Raw genomic sequence first — 20579 nt, forward strand, 5'->3', positions numbered from 1 at the left:
ATGGAGACTACCATGGCTACCTTAACTGTTCCAAATCCCTCTTTTCTTTTAAATCAAACACTTACTGAAGCAAGTAATTTTGCTTCCACACTTGAAGATCCTGATTTACCAGCTGCCATTAAGAAAGTTATCGCGCTTTCCAATAAAGATGAAGGCATTAACGAAGCACCCTCGATTCTTATGACGATTGCCAATATTCCCGGCGTATCAAAGGCAGGATCGATTTCAAAAGCGATTGAAGTTTATGGGTTTTCGTTTGCTGCCCGCAGAAAATCAGTTGAAGGAAAAGATGGGCAGCTTCAAGCAAGTGGGAATGTTATTGTTGAAGATCTCATTGTTGTTTGTCCAGATGACGCTTATGTTGAAACAGGCATTCAAAGTATTTGTACCGGAGCGAATGTTGGAAACGTCTCGCTTTACTTTCTGAGAAATATTGGAACAACGGCACAAATTGACTCTCAAATTGACCTCACCAATTGTCGTCTCTCTTCTTTCTATGAAAACCAATATGTTTCCACAATGGGGTTTGGATTTGATACAATAAAAGTAACTTATTTTCCTGTGGCAGATACGGGGACAGCAAGTGGTAAAGTTTCAGCTGGATTTGATCTTACAACGAATGCCCCTGTCAAATAGAATTTTGTTCTTCCATGACATCAGATGTTATTCCTTTAAAAAAAAATACGGATCCTCTTTTTAAAAAATGGAAGAAAGAGGGCAGTTTTGTCCCTTTATTTGTAAAACTTCAAGATCTTAATACGGATCAAAAAGAAGAAGCACCTCCTTTAAGATATTTCTCAAAAGAAGAGCTTCAAGCTTCTGTTATTACAAATATTTCTGATTTATTAAATACACGTGTTACCCTACCCGCTCATGTTTTTAATGCAATTATTCAAAATGATCAATTTGAAGGATATCCAGAGCTTTATGGTCTTCCTGATTTTTCCTATTTTGATGCGAGCAATCAAGCCACTTGGAGTTATTATACCTTTCTAATTAAGACGGCCATTGAACGCAATGAATCTCGATTAACAAATGTTAGTGTTGTTCTTGAAAAATTTATGCCCCCTTTTCAAACGCTACAAGCTACAATTAGCGGAGATTTGATTATAAATGAAATGACGGAACCTCTTTCTTTCAATGTTACTTTAACATCTTCCCATACACAACGATCACCTTCATGAAAAACTCTTTTTTAAATTTATTAACCTATTATGAACGGGAAAGAAGCTATCTCAAAAACATGGGGGCTATTTTTGCTGCTCAATATCCTAAAGTAGCCAGACGGCTAGATATTGGGCACGATGAAATTTCAGATCCCCATGTCAGCAGGCTTATCGATTCGTTTGCATTTTTAACAGCATCCTTGCAACAAGATATTGACAATGAATTTCCAAGAATTTCAACGGCATTGCTCGAAGCTCTTTATCCTCAATTTTCAAACCCTATTCCTTCTTTCAGCATTGCACAATTCCAAGTCGATCCTTCCAAAGGAAAATTAACTTCAGGATTCTCAGTTCCAAAAGAGACCTCTGTCTTTGCCTATGCAAGCGAAGGGGTTACATGTCAATTTCAAACAGGATATGATGTTGAATTATGGCCTATTGAAGTCTCAGAAGCTTCTCTCGTCAAAACAAATATTTATAATTTTCCAAATTTTTTTACAAATGATCCTTATTGTCTTCGAATTCGGCTCACAACCCTCGAGGAGCCTTTAAAAACGCTTGGATGCACGTCCTTACGTTTTTATATCAAAGGAACAAATGCCTTTCAAACAAGTCTTTATGAATCTCTTTTTTTAGGAGAGAAACCTTTAGGAGTTGCTCTTAAAGAAGGAGATCAAGTTAAAATTCTTCCAAAAAACTCCTTAAATCCCGTCGGTTTTTCACAAGAAGAGACTGTTCTTCCTCTTTCAAGCCGCACACATCCAGCCTATGGTCTTCTTCTTGAATATTATTATTGCACAGACAAATTTTTCTTTTTTGATATTTCAAATCTCGATATGTCACTTGCAGAAACAAATATAGATCTTCTGATCCCTGTATCAAATGTAGAAATACTTTTAAAACTAAGTCTTTCAAAAGACAATTTTTGTCTAGGATGTACCCCTATTATTAACATTTTTAAAAAAATTTCAGAGCCTTTTAAATTATCACAATACACAACAGAGCATCGCCTTGTTGCAGATCAAAGACGTGAACTTACCACTGAAATTCACTCCCTTATTTCTGTTCAAGGCATCGCGCCAGATGGGCTTACAACACAAACCATTCCTCCTTATTTTTCTTTTGATTATGAAGCGTCAACAACCTCTCAAGAATTTTTTTGGTATGCACGACGTACTCCAAGCACAAGATCTGGCCTTCCAGGAACCGACATTGAACTTTCTTTCGTAAATCTTGATTTTAATCCCGCGACGCCATCTCGTTTTGAAACGATTTTTGCTTATACTTTGTGCACGAATCGTTCTCTTGCTCCAGAACTTCCTGCAGGAACTCTTTTAGAAGTAAATGAATCTTTTCCCATTCACAACGTTGTTTGTCTAAAATCTCCAACATCCCCTGTTTACCCGCCAACAGAGGGAGCAACACTCTGGGGTTTAATTTCGCAACTTTCTTTAAATAAACTTTCCCTTTCAAATTCTCCTCAAAGCATAGAAAGACTTCAGGGAATTCTTAATCTTTATACTAAATTTGGGAATGCTGAAAGTAATTCTGAAATAGAATCTCTCGTTGGAATGGCATGCTCTTATAATGTTGAAAGAATGGGAAATGAAGCATGGCGAAATTTTGCACGTGGAATCTCAATTACATTAACCCTTGATGAAAGTAAAACAGGAGGAAAATCTCCTTTTCTCTTTACAGCCGTTTTAAATCAATTTTTTGGTCTTTATGTTTCATTAAATTCTTTCACACAACTTAATATTCAGAAACTTAATCAAGAAGGATATTGGAAACAATGGGCGCCTCTCTCCGGAACACAACCCCTTCTTTAGAAGAACAAATTTATAAAGAAGCGTATGCTTTTGAATTTGTGCAAATGGTTCATATCTTAAATCATCTTACACCAGGAACCATATCGCCTGGAGAGACAGCTGATCCTCAAAAAGAATCTGTTTTTTTTAAATCAAATGCTTCTTTTGAATTCACATCAAGTGACCTCTCGTCGCTTATTCCACGTGAGAATGCTCCGCCTATTTTAAACGTCAATTTTTTAGGCATCGCAGGTGCGCAAGGACCCCTGCCGGCTCCTTATACACAAATTCTTTTAGATCGAATGCGTTCAAGAGATTACACCTTTCGGGATTTCTTAGATATTTTTAACCATCGGCTTATCTCTCTTCTTTATCGAATCCGTAAAAAATATAGAACAGAACTTTCTGATGTAAAAGCTTCTGATTCAACAATCGGAAAAATGCTCCGTACTTTTTTAGGATTTGGATTTAAAAATACACTTTTCGAAAATCAGTTTAGTCTTTCAGATTCTGCTCTTATTGGAATGGCTGGTTTATTCTGGGAAGCTTATCCTTCTAAAGCAGGACTTCAAAATGTTATAAAACATTATTTTAAGGTCCCCACTCAGGTTAAAGATTTTAGAGGAAGATGGGTATCTTTTAAAGATTCTCAACAAACACGCTTAGGAACACTTGCTGGAAAATTTAATGCTCTTGGAGAAAACAGCATCCTCGGTAAATCCGAATGGGATAAAATTGGAGCTATTACACTTGTTCTTGGACCTCTTTCTTTTTCTCAATTCACTTCTTTTTTTCGAGGACAAAACGCTTTTCAAAATCTTTGTGATTTAACGACGCTTTATGTAAGATTCGGAATTACTTTTGATTTAAATCTTATCCTTAAAAAAGAAGAAGTTCCGGATCTTCTTCTTGGAAAATCTTCTTATCTTGGATGGAGTACTTGGCTTAAATTACAACCCTTTACCAAGGATGATCAACAAGTTTACATTCATCCCTTAAATTCAGATGTTTTATAAAAAGATATAAGTCTCTTTCCTTCTTTATTTAAATATATTTAATATTTGCTTAAGATATTTTGAAAGATTATTCAAATTAATTAAAATCAAAAAATAAAATTTTTCATTAGAACCATCAATAAGTTAATTAATTTCGAAGCTTAGATTTATTATTAAAGAAAAAATATTTTCAGTTTATAGAGTAAAAATTTTTGCATTTATCCTCTTTTTAAGCTAAAGTTAAGAATTTTACGTATCCTAAAATTCTTTTTCTGAGGGTTGTAACATAGAAACCAGTAATTTCATGTAAAGAGTATAGTATATAATTTTTTATATTTTTGGTTGTTGAAATTTTATTAATGAATCCATATATTAAAGTCATTAATACACTTTTTTTAAATTAATTTGGATAATTTCAAAATTATGAAAAAGAATTTTTTAGTGCAATTTTATAGCTTAATGCTTTCTTTAGTCATTGTCTCTTCCTCCCTTTTTGCAATGGAACCATGAACCCACACACCTGACGAATCTTTCAGAAGCCCGGTTTTGCCTTCCCTTTGTTTCAAAAGCTGGAATGAAGTTGAAGCTTTCAAAAAAAAGATGAGCTATATAAATGATCACATTCTTCCACAAAAAAATAGAGCTCTCATAGAAAAAATTTCTAAAGACTTTCCACTTCCTCTTCAATTGACCATAGAAGGAGTACAAATTCAATATGCTGATATCATATCTTTTGAAAATTGGTCTTTACGAAATGGGGGCATCCCTGACCCTGATAAATTTTTACCTCTTTCAAAACCAGTCCTCACATACTTTCCATCAACATCATCTTTTGAAAAAGAAGATGACCTCACAAGCTTTGTTTTTTCATACTGTCAAACACGTGCAAGTATTTATGACGCCCTTTCTGACTATGAAGAAGTTAAAAGGTCTGCAAACTATTTTTTTTATCATGACTTTAGAAGTAAGAATAAGGAATTTCAAAAAACTATAAATGTGATGATGAGAATGCTAGGACTGTTTGCCACTCAATCTATAGATAAAGCACAACATAGCCCGTCTTCTCAAGACACCTCACATCTTTATTTTTCTCTTCAGATACTTCATCGCCTTTCCAATATTCCGCCGGAATCAGAAGAAGATAAAATTTTTCAGTTTCATGATAGACTCTGCATTAACTATGCACGTCTCTTTCAAGAAACAGGAAATGAATCTTATCATAAACTTGCAACATCTTATTTAAAAAGAATCCCTAAAGGCTCTGATTCGTATATAGTAACAGAAGCCTTTTTAAAAAATATAAAAACTAAAAATAAAGGAGCTCCCCGTCCAAAACGCGAGGAAGTCCAATCGGCTCATGCAAGTTTGGCAAGGATGGTACAGCCTTTTGCAGAAGAGGGAGATGTTAGAGCTAAAATTACCTTATTCTCTATGCCATTAGAACAGCTTATCCTCACATGGTCTCCCCATTCAGACATTACTTCTTTTTTAGACGTCTTGCAGACATTTGAAAAAAATATTGCAGATTTATCCTCCCGAAAGAGCGCTTTATGTGTTGACCGATCCAAGGCATGTGCTGCAGAAGATCCATCTGCTTCAAAAGAGGCCTCTTTAAAAGAACTTTATGAGTTTTTCTGCACATCAACTTCAGAAAAAAACGGTTTTATCATTTTAGGGACAATCTTAAGTTTAACAAAAGGAGGAGCACATAAAGAAGCACTCGAGCGCCTTGATGCAACACAGCATCATTTTCACGATATGGAAAGCTCGATAAAGTTACTCAGAGCCCAAATTAAAAACTTTATGGGAGAACCAGAGGACCTTTATCTGTTGATGCTTGAAACACAAGCAGAGAAGAGAGCCTATTTAAAGAAAAAACAGGAAGAGCGTCACACAAGAAATGTAAAGTATTATACACAAATAAGAGAACATTTAAAAAAGTTTTCTGAGCATGCTTTAAAAGACTCTCAAAAACTTACCTCTCGAGCTTCTTCTGTAAAACCAGAAATTTTACCAGAGAAAAGAATGGAAGCTTCGAAGGCAGCTGCGTCTCCCTCTGTTTTTCTTTCTGGCACTACCCCAACAAGAGTGGATGATAAAGAAAAGAAAAAACGTAATCATGCTAAACGAGAAGCTGAGCGAGAAGCAGCGAGGCAGAGAAGTTTAAATGCTGCAGCTGCTGAAGCAGAAAATGTTGATGAGGAAGAGGAGGATGAAGAGGCAAGACGCAAAATTGAGCTTCAACATCTTTTAGAAAATGACCCTCGAACAATTTTGGATTTATATGGGGATGTTTTAACCACAAGTGCACGACAGGTTGAGGAAAAAATTAGTGCAAATAATTGGGATATTTCAAGAGAAGAATTTGAAAGATATTTTATAAGTCTGGGATGTACAAAAGAAGGGGGGAAAGGATCTCATCAAAAGCTTGCTCTGCCTGATTCAGTGGCATACATTTATAATGGAAGAATTATTACAATTCTAACATCGACTCTTCCCGTCTTTGAAGGAGGGAGCGTGATATTACCCAATATAGACAAAGTTGGCTTTGTAAAATTTTATCTTCGAGATCAAATATTAGCTGCACGCGAGGAATTGAGAAAGCTTGCTATCTTAAAAGAGATACATAATCCAAATATTAGAAATGGTCAATAACTCCATAAAGTTAACATCCTTTCTCTCTTAAAAAAAGACAGATTTTCTAAATTCAGGCAGACATTGATTTAAGGAGAGATCCCAACGCATCGAAGCTGAAGCTGCCTGCGTCGATTTTGGCGGCGTTTGGTCATAAGCTTTTTCATAGCCAAGAACAATCTATTCTGTCGGGTATATTTGTTTATTCCCTTCATGGAAGAAAAGTGCCTTCTATTTTCTAAAATTTGAATTAATAAGCTCACCTAAATTAAGACTCAAACCACGCTTTTTCTGAAAAAAATGAATAGGCTGCAAAAGTATGTAAATTCTTTGTCTTGTTCCCTTTATGAAAGTAAGTTATCTTAATATAGTTCTAAAAAATTAATTCAAAAACAAAATACAGGGAGCACTTTTACCATGAAATCATCTCTTTGTCGTTTTGCTTTAATCTCTCTTCTTTCTCTAAGCGCAGGAGCTCAAAATCTTTATGCTCTCCAATCTGAATCATTGCATACCCCTAAGCCCAACAATTTATCTGATGCTCCCTCTGAATTTTTTGTACCTACTGCTGATAGCCTTTCGAATAAGGACATAAATCAAGACAGGACGGTTTTACGTCAAAACCCTCGCCCACCCATTCTATCGTCCGACCCAACTCCTTCAAATACCTCGAATGTAAGCTCCTCTCAAGCGTCACTACGCAGCGATCAAGAAAAATTAATTAACTTTTCGGAAAGGGTTATCGCCGCTCTTAAAGAAAAAAGAATCATCTCGTTAGATTCTTCTCTGCAAAACCAAGAGACTATTGACGTCATTAACAGCCAATTGTTTAACCTTTACCATCGAAATGGAACTTTTTCGCCTTTAGAAAATGCCATAATGGTCTTTACAAAAATAGATAGAGCTGCCAAAGCGCATCACTTAGAACTATCTGGTCCTTTTATTACATATTGTTTTGAAGTCGTTCATTTAGAACATCGATCGCTTGCCCCTATAAATCTCATTGAAATTGAAAGCATACTCGATAAAACAGCAGCGAAATTTAAAGTTTTATCACAGGATCTGAGACCAAAAATTACCCGTGCTTTTTTAAATAAAAATATTATTTTCCAAAGTTCATCTTTCCAAAACCAACAGATTGTTGATACGGTTATGCTGCATATGATGAATATTCAACTCCACACTGGAAAGCTTCCATCTTTAGAAATGGTTACAAAAATTGTTAAAGAAATGAAAATTGCGAGTAAAGCGCGTCCCTTAGTGTTCTGTGGCCCTTTGATTAATTACCTTTTTGAAAAATTGCGTCAGGCAGATCTTGGACCTCATGAAGTTCTCAGTGCATCTGAAATAAGAGAAGTTCTTAATAAAGCAGTAAGTGAAATGAGAATTCTCCATGAAAATCCTCTTCTTATTAACCCATCTCTAACAAAAAAAATTACCGAAGCTCTTTCTAAAGATAATATTCTTCCCATGACGCCAGATTATTCTTCAAAAAGGAAAGAAATTATTCAAGCTATTATATTGCATATGCTGAATGTTCAAGGGCAAAGTGGACACCTTCCCTCTTTGGAAAATGTCATGAGAATAATTAAAGAAATGTCAACGACTGCTAAAGAACAACACTTAGAGTTCTCTGGCCAAATGATTGCTTATTTTTTTGAGGTATTGCACGCATCAGGTCATGGACCTCATGACGCTCTTAGCCCATCTGAATTGCAAAACACCCTCACTCATGCAGCACATGAAATGAAAGCCCTAAAGAATGAATTCGAAAATGAGACCCATCAAATTGCAAAAATAAAATATGAATTTGCCTTAAATCTAATGTATAAGGCTCTATCCCAAGATCAAGTTCTTTCTTTGGCTCAGCTCCGTACTGAGACGAATCGTTCTCTTGATCCTGCTATAGAAATTTTGTCCAAGCATCATGTCCCCATAAATATTGAGACAGTCGCACTAATCCATTCTATTGAGGAAACATATAAGAGCTCCCCGAAAGAACAGAAAACAAAAATTGATGAGACTGTTGGTATAATAAAAAGCTTAACGCGTAAACTTCAGACAATATATAAAGATGAGTCACTCCCTAAAGGTTCTTTAGAACATGCGTATGATCTTTACAGTGAAGGATTACCAATATACTTGATCACAAAAACTTCTCTTCATCCTAATTATTTTCCTATATGGAGGACACGCACCCTAGCTCAACAAGAGGCTGTGAGTACTAACCTTGTGAAACTAGGAGAGAATTCAACTCTTACGCTTAAAGACAAAGAATTATTAAGCGTAGTGGAAGAGCGTTATCATAATTCCGGACTTTCACAAGATGATATTCCTGCGGAAATTGCAAAAACAATTTCTCTTTTAAGAAAGGAAAAGGTTTCTACTCAACAGACAAATGATATAATAGATGAAATCAGAAAAGCTTCTTCCAGTACGTTAAAAAACCTTGCACAATTTGTCAGCATACGCTTGAGAACCTCATCTCATTCCAATGGTCAGCCTTATATATATGATAAAGTTCCAATTATTCATGGTGCACCTGTTTTAAAAAACGAACGCCTAGGATATACTGCTGGCCAACCCTCTTCCCATTTGCCGCAAGGACAAAAAGTAAATCCTAGAGCGGCTACTTCTTCTCATCCAAAAACGACAATTAGATCGGCAAGCACAAGGAAACAAGATTCTTTGAAACCTTCTCGTTCTCAAAGACAGGAACCAAGCTCAGAAAGAGAAAAAGAAACACGGTCTATAAAATAAATGTATTTGATTTTTTAGCAATTTTTTCCCCAGGACGCGTGTCCAGGGGAAAACTCTCCTATATAGAAACTGTCTTTCAGATTAAACTCTGTGTTTTATACTTAAAATACACGGCACTCTTTCTTTTTCTTGCTTTTCTTTTTTTTGCAGCATTTTTCGGGATAGAAAGAATATGGTACATAAGGATGTAAATTCTTTGTCTTGTTCTTTTTATGAAAGTATGTTATCTTAATAAAGTCGTAATAAATTAATTTAAAATAAACTACTGGGAGCACTTTTACTATGAAATCATCTCTTTCTCGTTTTGCTTTAATCTCTCTTCTTTCTCTAAGCGCAGGAACTCAAAATCTTTATGCCCTTCAATCTGAATCATTGTCCGCCCCTGTCTCCCCGGATAATCCCTCTGACTTTTTTCTTCCTAGAGCGGATAGTGGTCTAGATAGACAGACTATAGAAAATTCAAATATTCCAAGCACTTTAGAAAGACGTGTAGAATCTTCCTCTTCGCTTCACGCAGAAGCAGTCCCTCTAAAAAGCAATAAAGAATGGGAAGGCCTGCAAGATGACGTTATTTCTGCTCTCTCAGAAGAAAAAGTTATCTCAATTACGCCCAGCTCATCGGAAAAAAATGAACAAATTATCGATGCTGTTTTGGAGCATATAACGAAAATTAGAGAAGAAACTGGAAATTTTCCATCTTTGAAAAATGTCGCAATCATCATTAAAGAAATGGCAAACGCCGCTAAAACGCATCACATAGAGTTCTCGGGTTCAATGATTACTCACTTTTTTGAGATATTACATGCATCCGGACATGGCCCCCAAGACGCTTTAAGCCCCGATGAATTAAAAAATACACTCGAGAGAGCAGCTGGTGAAATAAAACTCTTAATACAAGGTTTCAAAGATAAAACCCCTCAAATTGCAGAAATAAAACTTCAAATTGCCCTAAAATTAATGGATGATGCACTCAAACAAGAAGGTAAGGTTCTTTCTCCAGAAGCCGTTCGTGCTTATACAAATAAAGCTGTTGATGATGCAATTAAGATTTTGCATCAGAACGATGCTCCTATAACCCCTGAAACCGTTCTAATGATACATTCTATTGTAGAGCAGTATAAAGACCATCCAGAAGAAAAAAAGAGAAATCTTGAAAAGGCTTTCAAGCACATACATGCCGTAATGCAGAAGTTAAAAGAAATATATGGGAAAGAGGATTTCATTTCTGAAGGTACTTTTGGACGTGCGTTATATCTTCATAATCAAGGAGTGCCTCTCACCAAGTTAACGAAAACTGATCTTACCCCAAAGTATATGACTGTATGGGCGCCGCGCATCAAAACCCAACAAGATAATGTAAGCAAGTATCTTAAGAAACTCGGGGAAAATCCAAGGCTCACCCGGGATGATAAAAAATTTCTTATTGCGACTGAAGAACATCTTTATAATTCAAATCTTTCACAGGCAGAAATTACTTTGGAAGTTGCAAAAGTAATTGTACTTATAAGGAAAGAAAAACTTTCTCCAAACCAAACAAAAAGAATCATAGATGACATCAGGAAGGCTCCTTCGGGAAAATTAAAAAACCTTTCTGATTTTGTACAAACACGCTTGAAAGCTTTACCTAAACCTGAAGCTGAGCCTAACAGAGGAACCCCTTCTACACTGAGTAAGATTCCAAGCATTTATGGCCACAGTTTAAAAGAAAACGTTGGGAAGCAACATTCCTCAACGTCTTCCTATACGGGACAGCCCAAGACACGTCCCACATCTCAACCAAAAAAACCCGCAACACAATTTCATTCACAACCAAAAGAAATAAGTGCTCCAAAAGAAGCACCCCGCCCACAAACAGAAAGAGAAGAAATGCAGCGCACAAAATAACAAATATTATTCTTTATTAATTTTATCCTCCCCAGAACATATATTCTGGGGAAAATCTCTTTTAGAGAGCAAAATAAAAAGTTTAAACAGCCAAAAAAACCCTTTCACAAAGTATGTCGAAAACCTTCTATCTCCCCATTATTGGTTTTCAAAAAAATGACGGAACTCGGCTTTTTCTATAACTGTCATCTCTGATAAATTTCTTTGAATTTGGTTTAAATAATCTTTTAGGGACAAAAACTCCTTATCAAGAGAGGAAGGATCTAAAAAATCACTTCCAAGAGGTTCGAAGAAAGTCTCCGGGCTAAAGGAATTCCATGTAGAGTAAGAAGAAGTACCCATACCAGGATTGGTTCTGTTGTAACCCTTCTTTATCATATCTTTAATCATCTTAGTTATAAGCTGAACATCTCTTGGAACATCAGACCTGAAATAGTTTTCTCTAACATCCGTCAACAATAAGAAAAGATTTCTAAATATAGTGACCATTTCTTTAATCTGTTTATTTTCGTCATCCGACTTATCCGATTTCAAGAAAATCAGCTGTCGTTGTGGTTTTGGAGATTTAAAATTCTGAAAGAGGTCTCTTAAAAAAGAAGTTCGATGTGCAAAAAACGTTCTATAAAACCCAATAAGATATTGAATCATATCTATTTCTGCTTTTTCTTTTGGGCCCTCAAAAACCAATCGAGCATCCACAGAAAGATCATTGTCTACTTTATTCAAAATAAGGAGGAATCTTTCATTCAGAGCTAATTCCATTCCAATGGTTGATTTAAGTAGATCCTTTAGATCATCATACCTCGAAGGATTTTCTATATACTTCCTTAAAAATACCTTTGTGTTCTGGTCCTGAAATCTTAAAAACATTTCAGCAACCATAGGTTGTGCTGGACTCACATATTGGGCACCCACAAGTTTTAAAACTGGAGAAGAGGCCCCCTGTTGTAATTGCCTTCCATGTCCTAATGAAACAAGAGCAAAAAGATGAGCATCAGAAGAAGATGCGTCAGCTCTATCATCTTTTTCAGAGTCTGCGGCAGCCTTCCTGTCAATAGGCTTGTCTCTTTCTTGCTCTTGACGTGTTGATGGCGCTGTCGCAGATGTTTCAGAAGAATCTGAGGTTTGATTCTGTCTTGTCACGAGATGTTCTGCAAGCATCTTATAGGCATCTCTCTCCCCTCGAACAGCAGCATGCAATTCAGATATCAATTGAGCCCTATCCTCAAAAGGAGAAAATTTCATGCTTTCTTGCAATTCTGTAAATTCACCAAGTATCTGAAGGTAGGTAGAACGAATGTCGCCGAACAACTCATCGTTTTCTTTTTTTCTTTCTTTAAAAGCAGGGTATTTTAGGTCACCAAGCACAGAGCCTCTTTCCTTTAAAGACATGAGAGCATCTGATAAGGCTTTTAATTGTAAATCTGTTTGAGCTTCTTTTTCAGTCTCTTGTCTTAATGCCTTAAGGGCGAGTAGTCTTCCTTCAGAACAATCAGTCATAATATTAATATGCTGCTCTAGACCCCGTATTTTCGTTTGGCATAAATTTACTTTGTTCATAAATGCGACATAATCAGGATCTTCAGACTCCATTGCAAAAAGAGGAAAGAAAACCCCTTGAAAAATTAAATAAAGAAAAAACGCTAATAAATATTTTTTCATAAAATACCCCTCTAAAATTATCCTAAAAGACCTTAAAAATAGTGCTTTAAATTAAATAGAAGAAAACATAGATTTGAGAATCTTCTCCTGTATGTAAATAGATTAACCCATATCCGTCAAGACGCTAAATTAAAAAAATAAAAAACCTCCCTAAAGAGGGAGGTTTTTAAGAAACACTTTTTTGGGTCTAACGTTTTGAGAATTGGAAACGGCGACGGGCTTTTTTACGACCATATTTCTTACGTTCAACCACACGTGAGTCACGTGTTAAAAACCCATTTGCCTTCAGGATTCCGCGTAAATCGGGTTCAAAGTGAGCGAGCGCCTTAGAAATTCCGTGTCGAACGGCACCTGCTTGTCCAAAAAGACCACCACCACTCACATAGCAAACAACATCATACTGACCTGTGCGCGCTACAACATCAAGGGGTTGGTGAATAAGCATACGTAAAACAGGGCGCGCAAAATAAACTGTTAAATCACGGTCATTGATCGTAATTTTGCCTTTACCAGGTTTAATCCAAACACGTGCAATCGCATTCTTTCTCTTTCCTGTTGCATAGGCACGACCTTGAGCATCCAGCTTTTGAACATAAACAATTTTCTTTTCAGTTTCCACGACTTCAACTTCGGAAACAATCTCTTTCAAATCTGTAAGATCTGCTTTTGATTTCGCCATTTATTTAATCCTCTTATTTTTTGGATTGCGATCAGCAATATTAAGGGGGACAGGAGTTTGGGCTTCATGGGGATGATTTGCCCCGCCATATACAAAAAGATTTTTAAGCTGACGCCGCCCTAAAGGACCTTTTGGTATCATACGTTCAACGGCTTTTAAAATCACGCGTTCTGGATGTGCACTTTCTAAGATTTCTTTCATTGTGCGTTCTTTAATGCCTCCAGGATGTCCTGTATGCCAATAGAACTTCTTATGATCTAATTTTGCGCCTGTAAGCTCAATGCGATCGGCATTTATAACAATCACATAATCACCACAATCCATATGAGGTGTATACTCGGGCTTATGTTTCCCACGAACAACATTGGCAAGAATCGATGCAAGACGTCCAAGTACAAGACCTTCTGCATCTACAATGTACCAATTTTTTTTAATATCAGCCGATTTAATTGAAAAGGTTTTCATCATTCACCTAAAATTTCTGTAAAACATTTTAAAGATTACCTACGCGCTTTAAAAAAAGTCGTCAAGAATAATTTACAAAAACATTTAAAAATCGTTTAAATACAAAGAGTTAAACTTGCGGTAAAATAATACCTCTTCTTAATCTCTTGCTGAATCACTCTTCAAAAGTTTTTTCATCCACGGGTGATGAAGGAGCAGTAACCCGCAATAATGTAATTTGATTGCGCGTTCTTTCTACAATTTCAATCCGAAACCCATGAATCATAAAAACTTGCCCCTGTTCAGGGATCTTTGCTGTTTCATATAAAATGAGCCCAGCAAGGGTTGCAGCCTCTTCATCTGGGAGCTTCCATTCAAATTCACGATTTAAATCTCGAATTGTCACGAATCCAGCCACAAGAAATGAGCCACCTGGCTCAACCGTAACTCCTTTAATATTAACATCGTATTCATCAGCAATATCTCCAACGATTTCTTCTAAAATATCTTCAAGCGTTATCGTTCCTAATAAAGCACCATACTCATCAACAACCAATGAAAAATGTTCACGGCGATCACGAAAGGCCTGCAATTGTGCAAGGAGTGTTGTGGTCTCAGGAATGAACCAAGGTTTTGTTGCAACTTTTAAAATATCCATTTTATCGAGGGGTCCTTTATGAGACCGAACAGCTCTTAAGAGCTCTTTTACATGAAGAATTCCAATAATATTATCAGGATTATTTTTCCATATGGGAAGACGCGTATAGGGACTTTTTAAAACTTGATCTACAATTTCTGATGGTGGCAAGTCAGCATTAACCATCGTCACATTTTTCCGATGAACAATGATTTCATCCACTGTCACTGAATCAAGATCTAAGATGCTATTAATCATAGCGCGTTCATGAATAACCTCAACACGCGTTCCAACATGATAATCAATAATTCCTCTTAATTCTTCTCGAACAGACGCAAAGGAAGCTTCTGGTTTAATTTCAACATTCAAAAAAGATAAAAATATCCGGGCAAGATACCTTAAAAGGCTTGTAATAGGACTTGCGATCCTCACAAGAACCCCAACAATAGGCGCAACAAACAAACCAACTTTTTCTGGGTTATTCACAGCAAACATTTTTGGAACGACTTCTCCAAAAAATAAAACAAATACCGTCATAACGACGGTTGTATAAGCAATACCAGCTTCTCCTGCAAGCGTCATAAAAACACCTGTCGCCAAAGAAGAAGCGCATGTATTTGCAAGTGTATTATAAAGGAGAACTGATCCAATAACTTGCTCAATACGGTCTTGTAAGGATTCAACCAAGGCAGCTTTTTTAGAGCCCTTTTTTCGAAGCTGAAATAATTTAAAACGTGACGCAGACAAAAGAGCTGTTTCAGAAGCTGAAAGATAGGCAGAAATTCCAAGCAGCCCAAATATAATTAATGAGGATATTAAAATAGCCATGAGATTTTCTTACTCCTTATTTTTTAGTGTATGATCATTTTTTTCTAAGAGAACGTCAAGATCCTCGGCAGCAGAAGACATTTGGGTATTGCGAATGTGATGATCAAGTGGTTTTAAAATGTCAATTCCTTCACCCTCAGGAACAGCTTCAAGGTCTTTAAACTTCCGTGCTGTAACAAGAATCCTGCTTTCAAAAGTTCCAACTGTTTGGTTATAGGCATCAACAGCCCCACCCAATGACCGCCCTAAACGTGTTAAATATTTTCCCATCCCCTCAAGCCGATTATAAAGATCTTTGCCAAGGTCCGATATTTTTCGAGCATTTTCAGCAATTTTTTCTTGTCGCCATCCATAACTTACAGCTCTAAGCAAAGCAATGAGCGTTGTCGGCGTTGAAAGAATAACTTTTTGATCAACACCAAGCTCGATAAGAGTTGGGTCTTGATCAAGTGCTGCACTAAAAAAAGACTCTCCTGGCAAAAACAAAACAACAAATTCAGGAGAATGGGAGAATTGATCCCAATAACTCCGTTGAGAAAGAGCGTAAATGTGTGATTTAACTTGACGCGCATGCTCTCTCAACTTTTCAAGACGCGTTGCTTCATCGTGCGCCTCAAGAGATTCAAGATATGCCATAAGAGGAACTTTTGAGTCAATAATGATACTCTTTCCCCCTGGGAGTTTTACAATCATATCAGGGCGCGTTCGACGCATGTTTTCGTCTTCACCTTGGACTTGCTCTAAAAAATCGCATTGAGAAACCATGCCTGCCATTTCGACAACACGTCGAAGTTGTATTTCCCCCCATCGTCCGCGCACATGAGGCGTTCTGAGTGCTTTCACAAGATTTGTCGTTTCTTTTTTTAAATCTCTTTGTGTCTCAACAAGATCATGAATCTGCTGCTTTATAGATTCATAAGCCCCAATACGTGACTTTTCAACTTCATGAATTTTATGATCTAAGACCCCAAGTGTTTCTTTTAAAGGAATCATCATTTCTTCAATGGATTTATGCCGTTGTGCCATATCTCCTATAGATTTATCATGAAATTTCTCAAACACACTTTGCGCAAGATCCAAAAAGGACTGGTTGTTTGCACGCAAAGCATCTGCAGAAAGGCCTTTAAAGGTTGTCATTAAACGCTGTTCTGCTTCTTCCAAAAGCTTAATTTTATCCTGAAAATTTTGACACTGAGTTTCAAAAATTGTTCTTTTTTCAATTTCTTCTAAAATTTTTGAATGAAGAAGAGCATTGGATGCTTGTTCTCTTTCTAATTGACCTTCTGTCTCCGTTAAAATATGTTTTATACTGGAATATTTAAAATGCAGATAGATCCATAAAAAAAGTCCTCCTCCACAAAAGCATAGGAGTCCAAAGACAATCTCGTAAAAATTACCTATTATCGACACGATATATTTCTTTCTTCATTTTTGGATCTTTCTTTTAAAACACTTATGGTCTATTAACTTAATAGAGTGAGGAGAAAAGTACAATCTTTCTTAGTGATTTCTCTTCAAAAAAGGTTTTTTAACGCGTGCATCTTCTTCTAATTTCTTTTCGGTTCAAAATCGATTCTTACTTTAACATATCAATTTTAACATGAGGGACACATGTATATCCAAGGACTTTTTGGTATTTTATTTTTTGTAAGTTTATGTTGGATTCTGAGTGAAGATCGAAAAAAAGTAAGTCTTAAAGCAATTCTTATTGGCCTTTTTACCCAATTTATTCTTGCCCTTGCTTTAACTGAAATTAGTTTTATTCGAGATTTTTTCTTAACACTTGGACGGGGCGTTACCATTTTGAAAGAAGCAACACTTCAAGGAACAAGCTTTGTTTTTGGATATATCGGAGGAGGCGCTGTTCCTTTTCATGTCGTCGAAAATGGAAATACCTTTAGTATGGCGTTTCAAGCTCTTCCGCTTATTTTTGTTGTAAGTGCGATTTCAATGCTTCTTTTTTATTGGCGTATTCTGCCTGCTGTTGTGCGTGGACTTTCTTGGTTTCTTCAACGAATTATGGGCATTGGAGGAGCTTTGGGTGTCTGTGGTGCTGCAAAAGTTTTTTTAGGGCAAACCGAAGCTCCCCTTCTGATTCGTCCTTATCTAAATGATCTTTCGAGAAGTGAACTTTTTACAGTCATGACGCTCGGGATGGCAACAACTTCGGGAACCATTATGGCTTTGTATGCAGCGATTTTAGAATCTTCAGTTCCAAATGTTCTCTCTCATATTTTAACAGCTTCCATTATTAGCGTGCCGGCTGCTATTACCCTCTCACGCATTATGATCCCTCAAGTAGGCGCTGTTACATCTGGGAATCTTGTTATGCCTTATGAATTTACGAGTACCATGGATGCCATTTCAAGAGGGGCCTCCGATGGAATTCGTCTCTTTATCAATATCGTCGCGGTTTTAATTGTCTTTGTTGCCCTCGTTGCTCTTCTTAATAAAGGACTGACGTATTTTGTTCCAAATATTTATGGGGAACCTTTAACACTTCAAAGAATTTTAGGAACCATCATGGCTCCTTTTACATGGCTTATGGGGATACCTTGGGCAGACGCGAAAATCGCTGGAAGTCTTTTAGGAACCAAAACAATTTTAAATGAAATTTATGCATTCAGTGAACTTTCAAAAATGTCCCATGAAACCTTAAGCCCTCACAGCCGTTTAATTATGGTTTATGCTTTGTGTGGATTTGCAAACTTTTCAAGTATTGGAATCCAAATTGGAGGCCTTGGCATGATGGCCCCAGAAAGAAGGAAAGACATTATTTCTCTCGGATTTAAGGCTGTATTTGCTGGAACCCTGTCAACGATGTTGTCAGGGACAATTGTTGGACTTTTGTCTTATCTTCACCCCTGAGCATGAGGAGGATTAAAATACATGAACCATGACATTTTATCCTCTTTTTCTTTTTTGGAAACCTTAAACACGCCTCAACAACAAGCTGTCCTAAATCTTGATGGGCCCCTTCTTGTTCTTGCAGGAGCTGGCACCGGAAAAACACGTGTTTTGATTTCACGTATTGTCCATATTCTCAATACCCAGAGAGCCTATCCTTCCGAAATTCTTGCCGTTACATTTACAAATAAAGCAGCACAAGAAATGAAACAACGGGTTGGAGATCTCCTTGGTCATTCTGTTGAAGGGCTTTGGCTTGGAACTTTTCATTCACTTTGTTCGCGTATACTCAGAAGTCATGCTGAACTCTTGGGCCTTGAAACTTCGTTTACAATTTTAGATAAAGATGATCAACTTCGTCTTATCAAAGAGCTTTTAAAGCTTGAAAATATAGATGATAAACACTATCCAGCACGTGCTTATGAATATGCAATTAGCCGTTTAAAAGATCAAGCTTTAACACCTGAACAAATATCCCATGCTCCGAAAGAGCTTTTAACGCTTCCCAAAGTCTCTCATATATACACGCTCTATCAACAACGATTGAAAATTTTAAATGCTGTCGATTTTGGAGATCTTATTCTTCATACCATAACACTCTTTAGATCATTTCCGGATGTTTTAGAGCATTATCAGAATAAATTTAAATTCATTCTTGTTGATGAATACCAAGATACGAATATTGCACAGTATCTATGGCTGCGTCTTCTTGCTCAAAAAACACATTCCATTTGTTGCGTTGGAGATGATGATCAATCTATTTATGGTTGGCGTGGCGCTGAAGTTGGTAATATTTTGCGCTTTGAACAAGACTTTAAAGACGCCCAAATTATAAGACTTGAGCAAAATTATAGATCGACTCCCCATATTCTCAAAGCAGCATCCCATCTTATCTCCCATAATGAAGGCCGACTTGGCAAAACCCTTTGGACAGAAGAAAGTAGTGGCCATAAAATTAAGGTTAAAGGAATGTGGGATGGAAGCGAAGAAGCCCGCTTTGTAAGCGATGAAATTGAAAATCTTCACCTCAAGGGATATCCTTTGTCAGAAATGGCAATTTTAGTAAGAGCGGGGTTTCAAACACGTTCTTTTGAAGAACGTCTTTTAAATATCGCGATTCCTTATCGCGTAATTGGTGGACTTCGTTTTTACGAACGTCTTGAAATTAGAGATGCCATTGCTTACTTACGAATTGTGGTTCAGCCCCGAGACAGTCTTGCTTTTGAGCGTATTTTAAATACACCCCGTCGAGGCATTGGAGAAACAACGGTTCAACTTTTGCATGAAACAGCCCGTGAGCAGAATTTAAGCTTGCTGGAGGCGGCTCGATTTTTGCTCCAAACCGTTATGATTAAAGGGGCAGCTCAACGTGGGCTAACAACACTTCTTTCAAACCTTTCGCAGTGGAGCAGTCTTCTTTCTCAAGAAGAGCCTTCTCTGTTAGCCAAGCGTATTTTAGAAGAATCAGGGTACACTGATTTTTGGGCGCAAGACAAATCTCCCGATGCCCCTGGCCGCCTTGAAAACCTTAAAGAACTCGTGACTGCAATTCAGGAGTTTCCGAGCCTTACAGGATTCTTAGAGCATATCTCACTTATTATGGACAATGCCGCTCAAACGCAAGGGGATCAAGTCACCCTTATGACACTCCACAGTGCGAAAGGTTTAGAGTTTCAAACTGTCTTTCTTGTGGGGTGGGAAGAAAATGTGTTTCCCCATGCAAGGTCTCTCAATGAGCAAGGTAAAAAAGGCTTAGAAGAAGAACGTCGGCTTGCTTATGTCGGAATCACCCGGGCGCGATCAAATGTCTACATTACATATGCAGCCAACCGACAGATCTACAATCAATGGCAGTCTTCTTATCCTTCTCGCTTTATTCAAGAGCTTCCAAACGAAGATATTGAACATGAAGGTCTCCAAGGCATGCATTTTTCCCAAAGTTTTCAAGAAAAGCCCGCTTTCTCTTCAACTTTCACAAAATTTTCTGAAAAAAGAAGCTTTTCATTTCCCTCATCAACACAAAAACAGAGTCTGTACAAGATTAGAGAACGTGTCTTTCATGAAAAGTTTGGTTATGGCATCATCCAATCTATTGAGGGTGATCGATTAGAAATTGATTTTGATAAAGCAGGCCTTAAGAAAATAATCTCTGACTTTATCTCCAAGGCTTCTTAA

Annotated in this window: 14 protein-coding genes; 9 read left to right on the forward strand and 5 right to left on the reverse strand. The window is 37.0% G+C overall.

Annotated features, from left to right (window positions below):
• Nucleotides 1–12 precede the first annotated feature (12 nt).
• From JSS34_00690 to JSS34_00720, 7 genes are all read left to right on the forward strand, one after another.
• Nucleotides 13–636 carry a type VI secretion system tube protein Hcp gene (locus JSS34_00690; protein ID MBS0184864.1) on the forward strand — a complete coding sequence of 208 codons (624 nt, stop codon included), beginning with the start codon at nucleotides 13–15 and terminating at the stop codon, nucleotides 634–636.
• A gap of 14 nt (nucleotides 637–650) precedes the next feature.
• Entirely contained in the window at nucleotides 651–1184 is a 534-nt protein-coding gene (gene tssE / locus JSS34_00695) for a type VI secretion system baseplate subunit TssE (protein ID MBS0184865.1), read from the forward strand.
• Nucleotides 1181–2995, forward strand: coding sequence for a type VI secretion system baseplate subunit TssF (tssF, locus tag JSS34_00700; protein MBS0184866.1), 1815 nt, complete (start codon nucleotides 1181–1183; stop codon nucleotides 2993–2995). Before tssE ends, tssF begins: the two co-directional genes overlap by 4 nt.
• Nucleotides 2959–3990, forward strand: coding sequence for a type VI secretion system baseplate subunit TssG (gene tssG / locus JSS34_00705; GenBank protein ID MBS0184867.1), 1032 nt, complete (start codon nucleotides 2959–2961; stop codon nucleotides 3988–3990). The genes tssF and tssG overlap by 37 nt, the downstream gene beginning before the upstream one ends.
• A gap of 579 nt (nucleotides 3991–4569) precedes the next feature.
• Complete coding sequence (locus JSS34_00710) at nucleotides 4570–6624, forward strand: hypothetical protein (protein MBS0184868.1); 2055 nt, start codon at nucleotides 4570–4572, stop codon at nucleotides 6622–6624.
• Nucleotides 6625–7020: 396 nt separating this feature from the next.
• A complete protein-coding gene (locus JSS34_00715; GenBank protein ID MBS0184869.1) occupies nucleotides 7021–9363 on the forward strand; it encodes a hypothetical protein in 2343 nt (780 codons plus the stop codon).
• 282 nt (nucleotides 9364–9645) lie between these two features.
• Nucleotides 9646–11247 (forward strand): hypothetical protein, encoded by a 1602-nt coding sequence (locus tag JSS34_00720; protein MBS0184870.1) that lies wholly within the window; start codon nucleotides 9646–9648, stop codon nucleotides 11245–11247.
• Nucleotides 11248–11385: 138 nt separating this feature from the next.
• Here JSS34_00720 and JSS34_00725 read toward each other — a convergent pair whose 3' ends face one another.
• The 5 genes from JSS34_00725 to JSS34_00745 all read right to left on the reverse strand — a co-directional run bounded on the left by JSS34_00725 (nucleotide 11386) and on the right by JSS34_00745 (nucleotide 16907).
• Nucleotides 11386–12909, reverse strand: a complete 1524-nt coding sequence (locus tag JSS34_00725; GenBank protein ID MBS0184871.1) for a hypothetical protein — start codon at nucleotides 12907–12909, stop codon at nucleotides 11386–11388.
• Nucleotides 12910–13096: 187 nt separating this feature from the next.
• Nucleotides 13097–13588: a 30S ribosomal protein S9 gene (rpsI, locus tag JSS34_00730; GenBank protein ID MBS0184872.1), complete on the reverse strand. Its 492-nt coding sequence runs from the start codon at nucleotides 13586–13588 to the stop codon at nucleotides 13097–13099.
• A complete protein-coding gene (rplM, locus tag JSS34_00735; GenBank protein MBS0184873.1) occupies nucleotides 13589–14053 on the reverse strand; it encodes a 50S ribosomal protein L13 in 465 nt (154 codons plus the stop codon).
• Between the two features lie 154 nt (nucleotides 14054–14207).
• Nucleotides 14208–15497, reverse strand: a complete 1290-nt coding sequence (locus tag JSS34_00740) for an HlyC/CorC family transporter (protein ID MBS0184874.1) — start codon at nucleotides 15495–15497, stop codon at nucleotides 14208–14210.
• A 9-nt stretch (nucleotides 15498–15506) separates the two neighbouring features.
• Nucleotides 15507–16907: a DNA recombination protein RmuC gene (locus JSS34_00745; GenBank protein MBS0184875.1), complete on the reverse strand. Its 1401-nt coding sequence runs from the start codon at nucleotides 16905–16907 to the stop codon at nucleotides 15507–15509.
• A 201-nt stretch (nucleotides 16908–17108) separates the two neighbouring features.
• Between JSS34_00745 and JSS34_00750 the strand changes: the two genes are divergently transcribed.
• Together JSS34_00750 and JSS34_00755 are read left to right on the forward strand one after the other, a co-directional pair.
• On the forward strand, nucleotides 17109–18365 hold the full coding sequence (locus tag JSS34_00750; GenBank protein MBS0184876.1) for a nucleoside:proton symporter: 1257 nt from the start codon (nucleotides 17109–17111) through the stop codon (nucleotides 18363–18365).
• A 21-nt stretch (nucleotides 18366–18386) separates the two neighbouring features.
• Nucleotides 18387–20579, forward strand: coding sequence for a UvrD-helicase domain-containing protein (locus tag JSS34_00755; GenBank protein ID MBS0184877.1), 2193 nt, complete (start codon nucleotides 18387–18389; stop codon nucleotides 20577–20579).

The sequence above is a fragment of the Pseudomonadota bacterium genome, assembly GCA_018242545.1.
Taxonomy (GTDB): domain Bacteria; phylum Pseudomonadota; class Alphaproteobacteria; order 16-39-46; family 16-39-46; genus 16-39-46.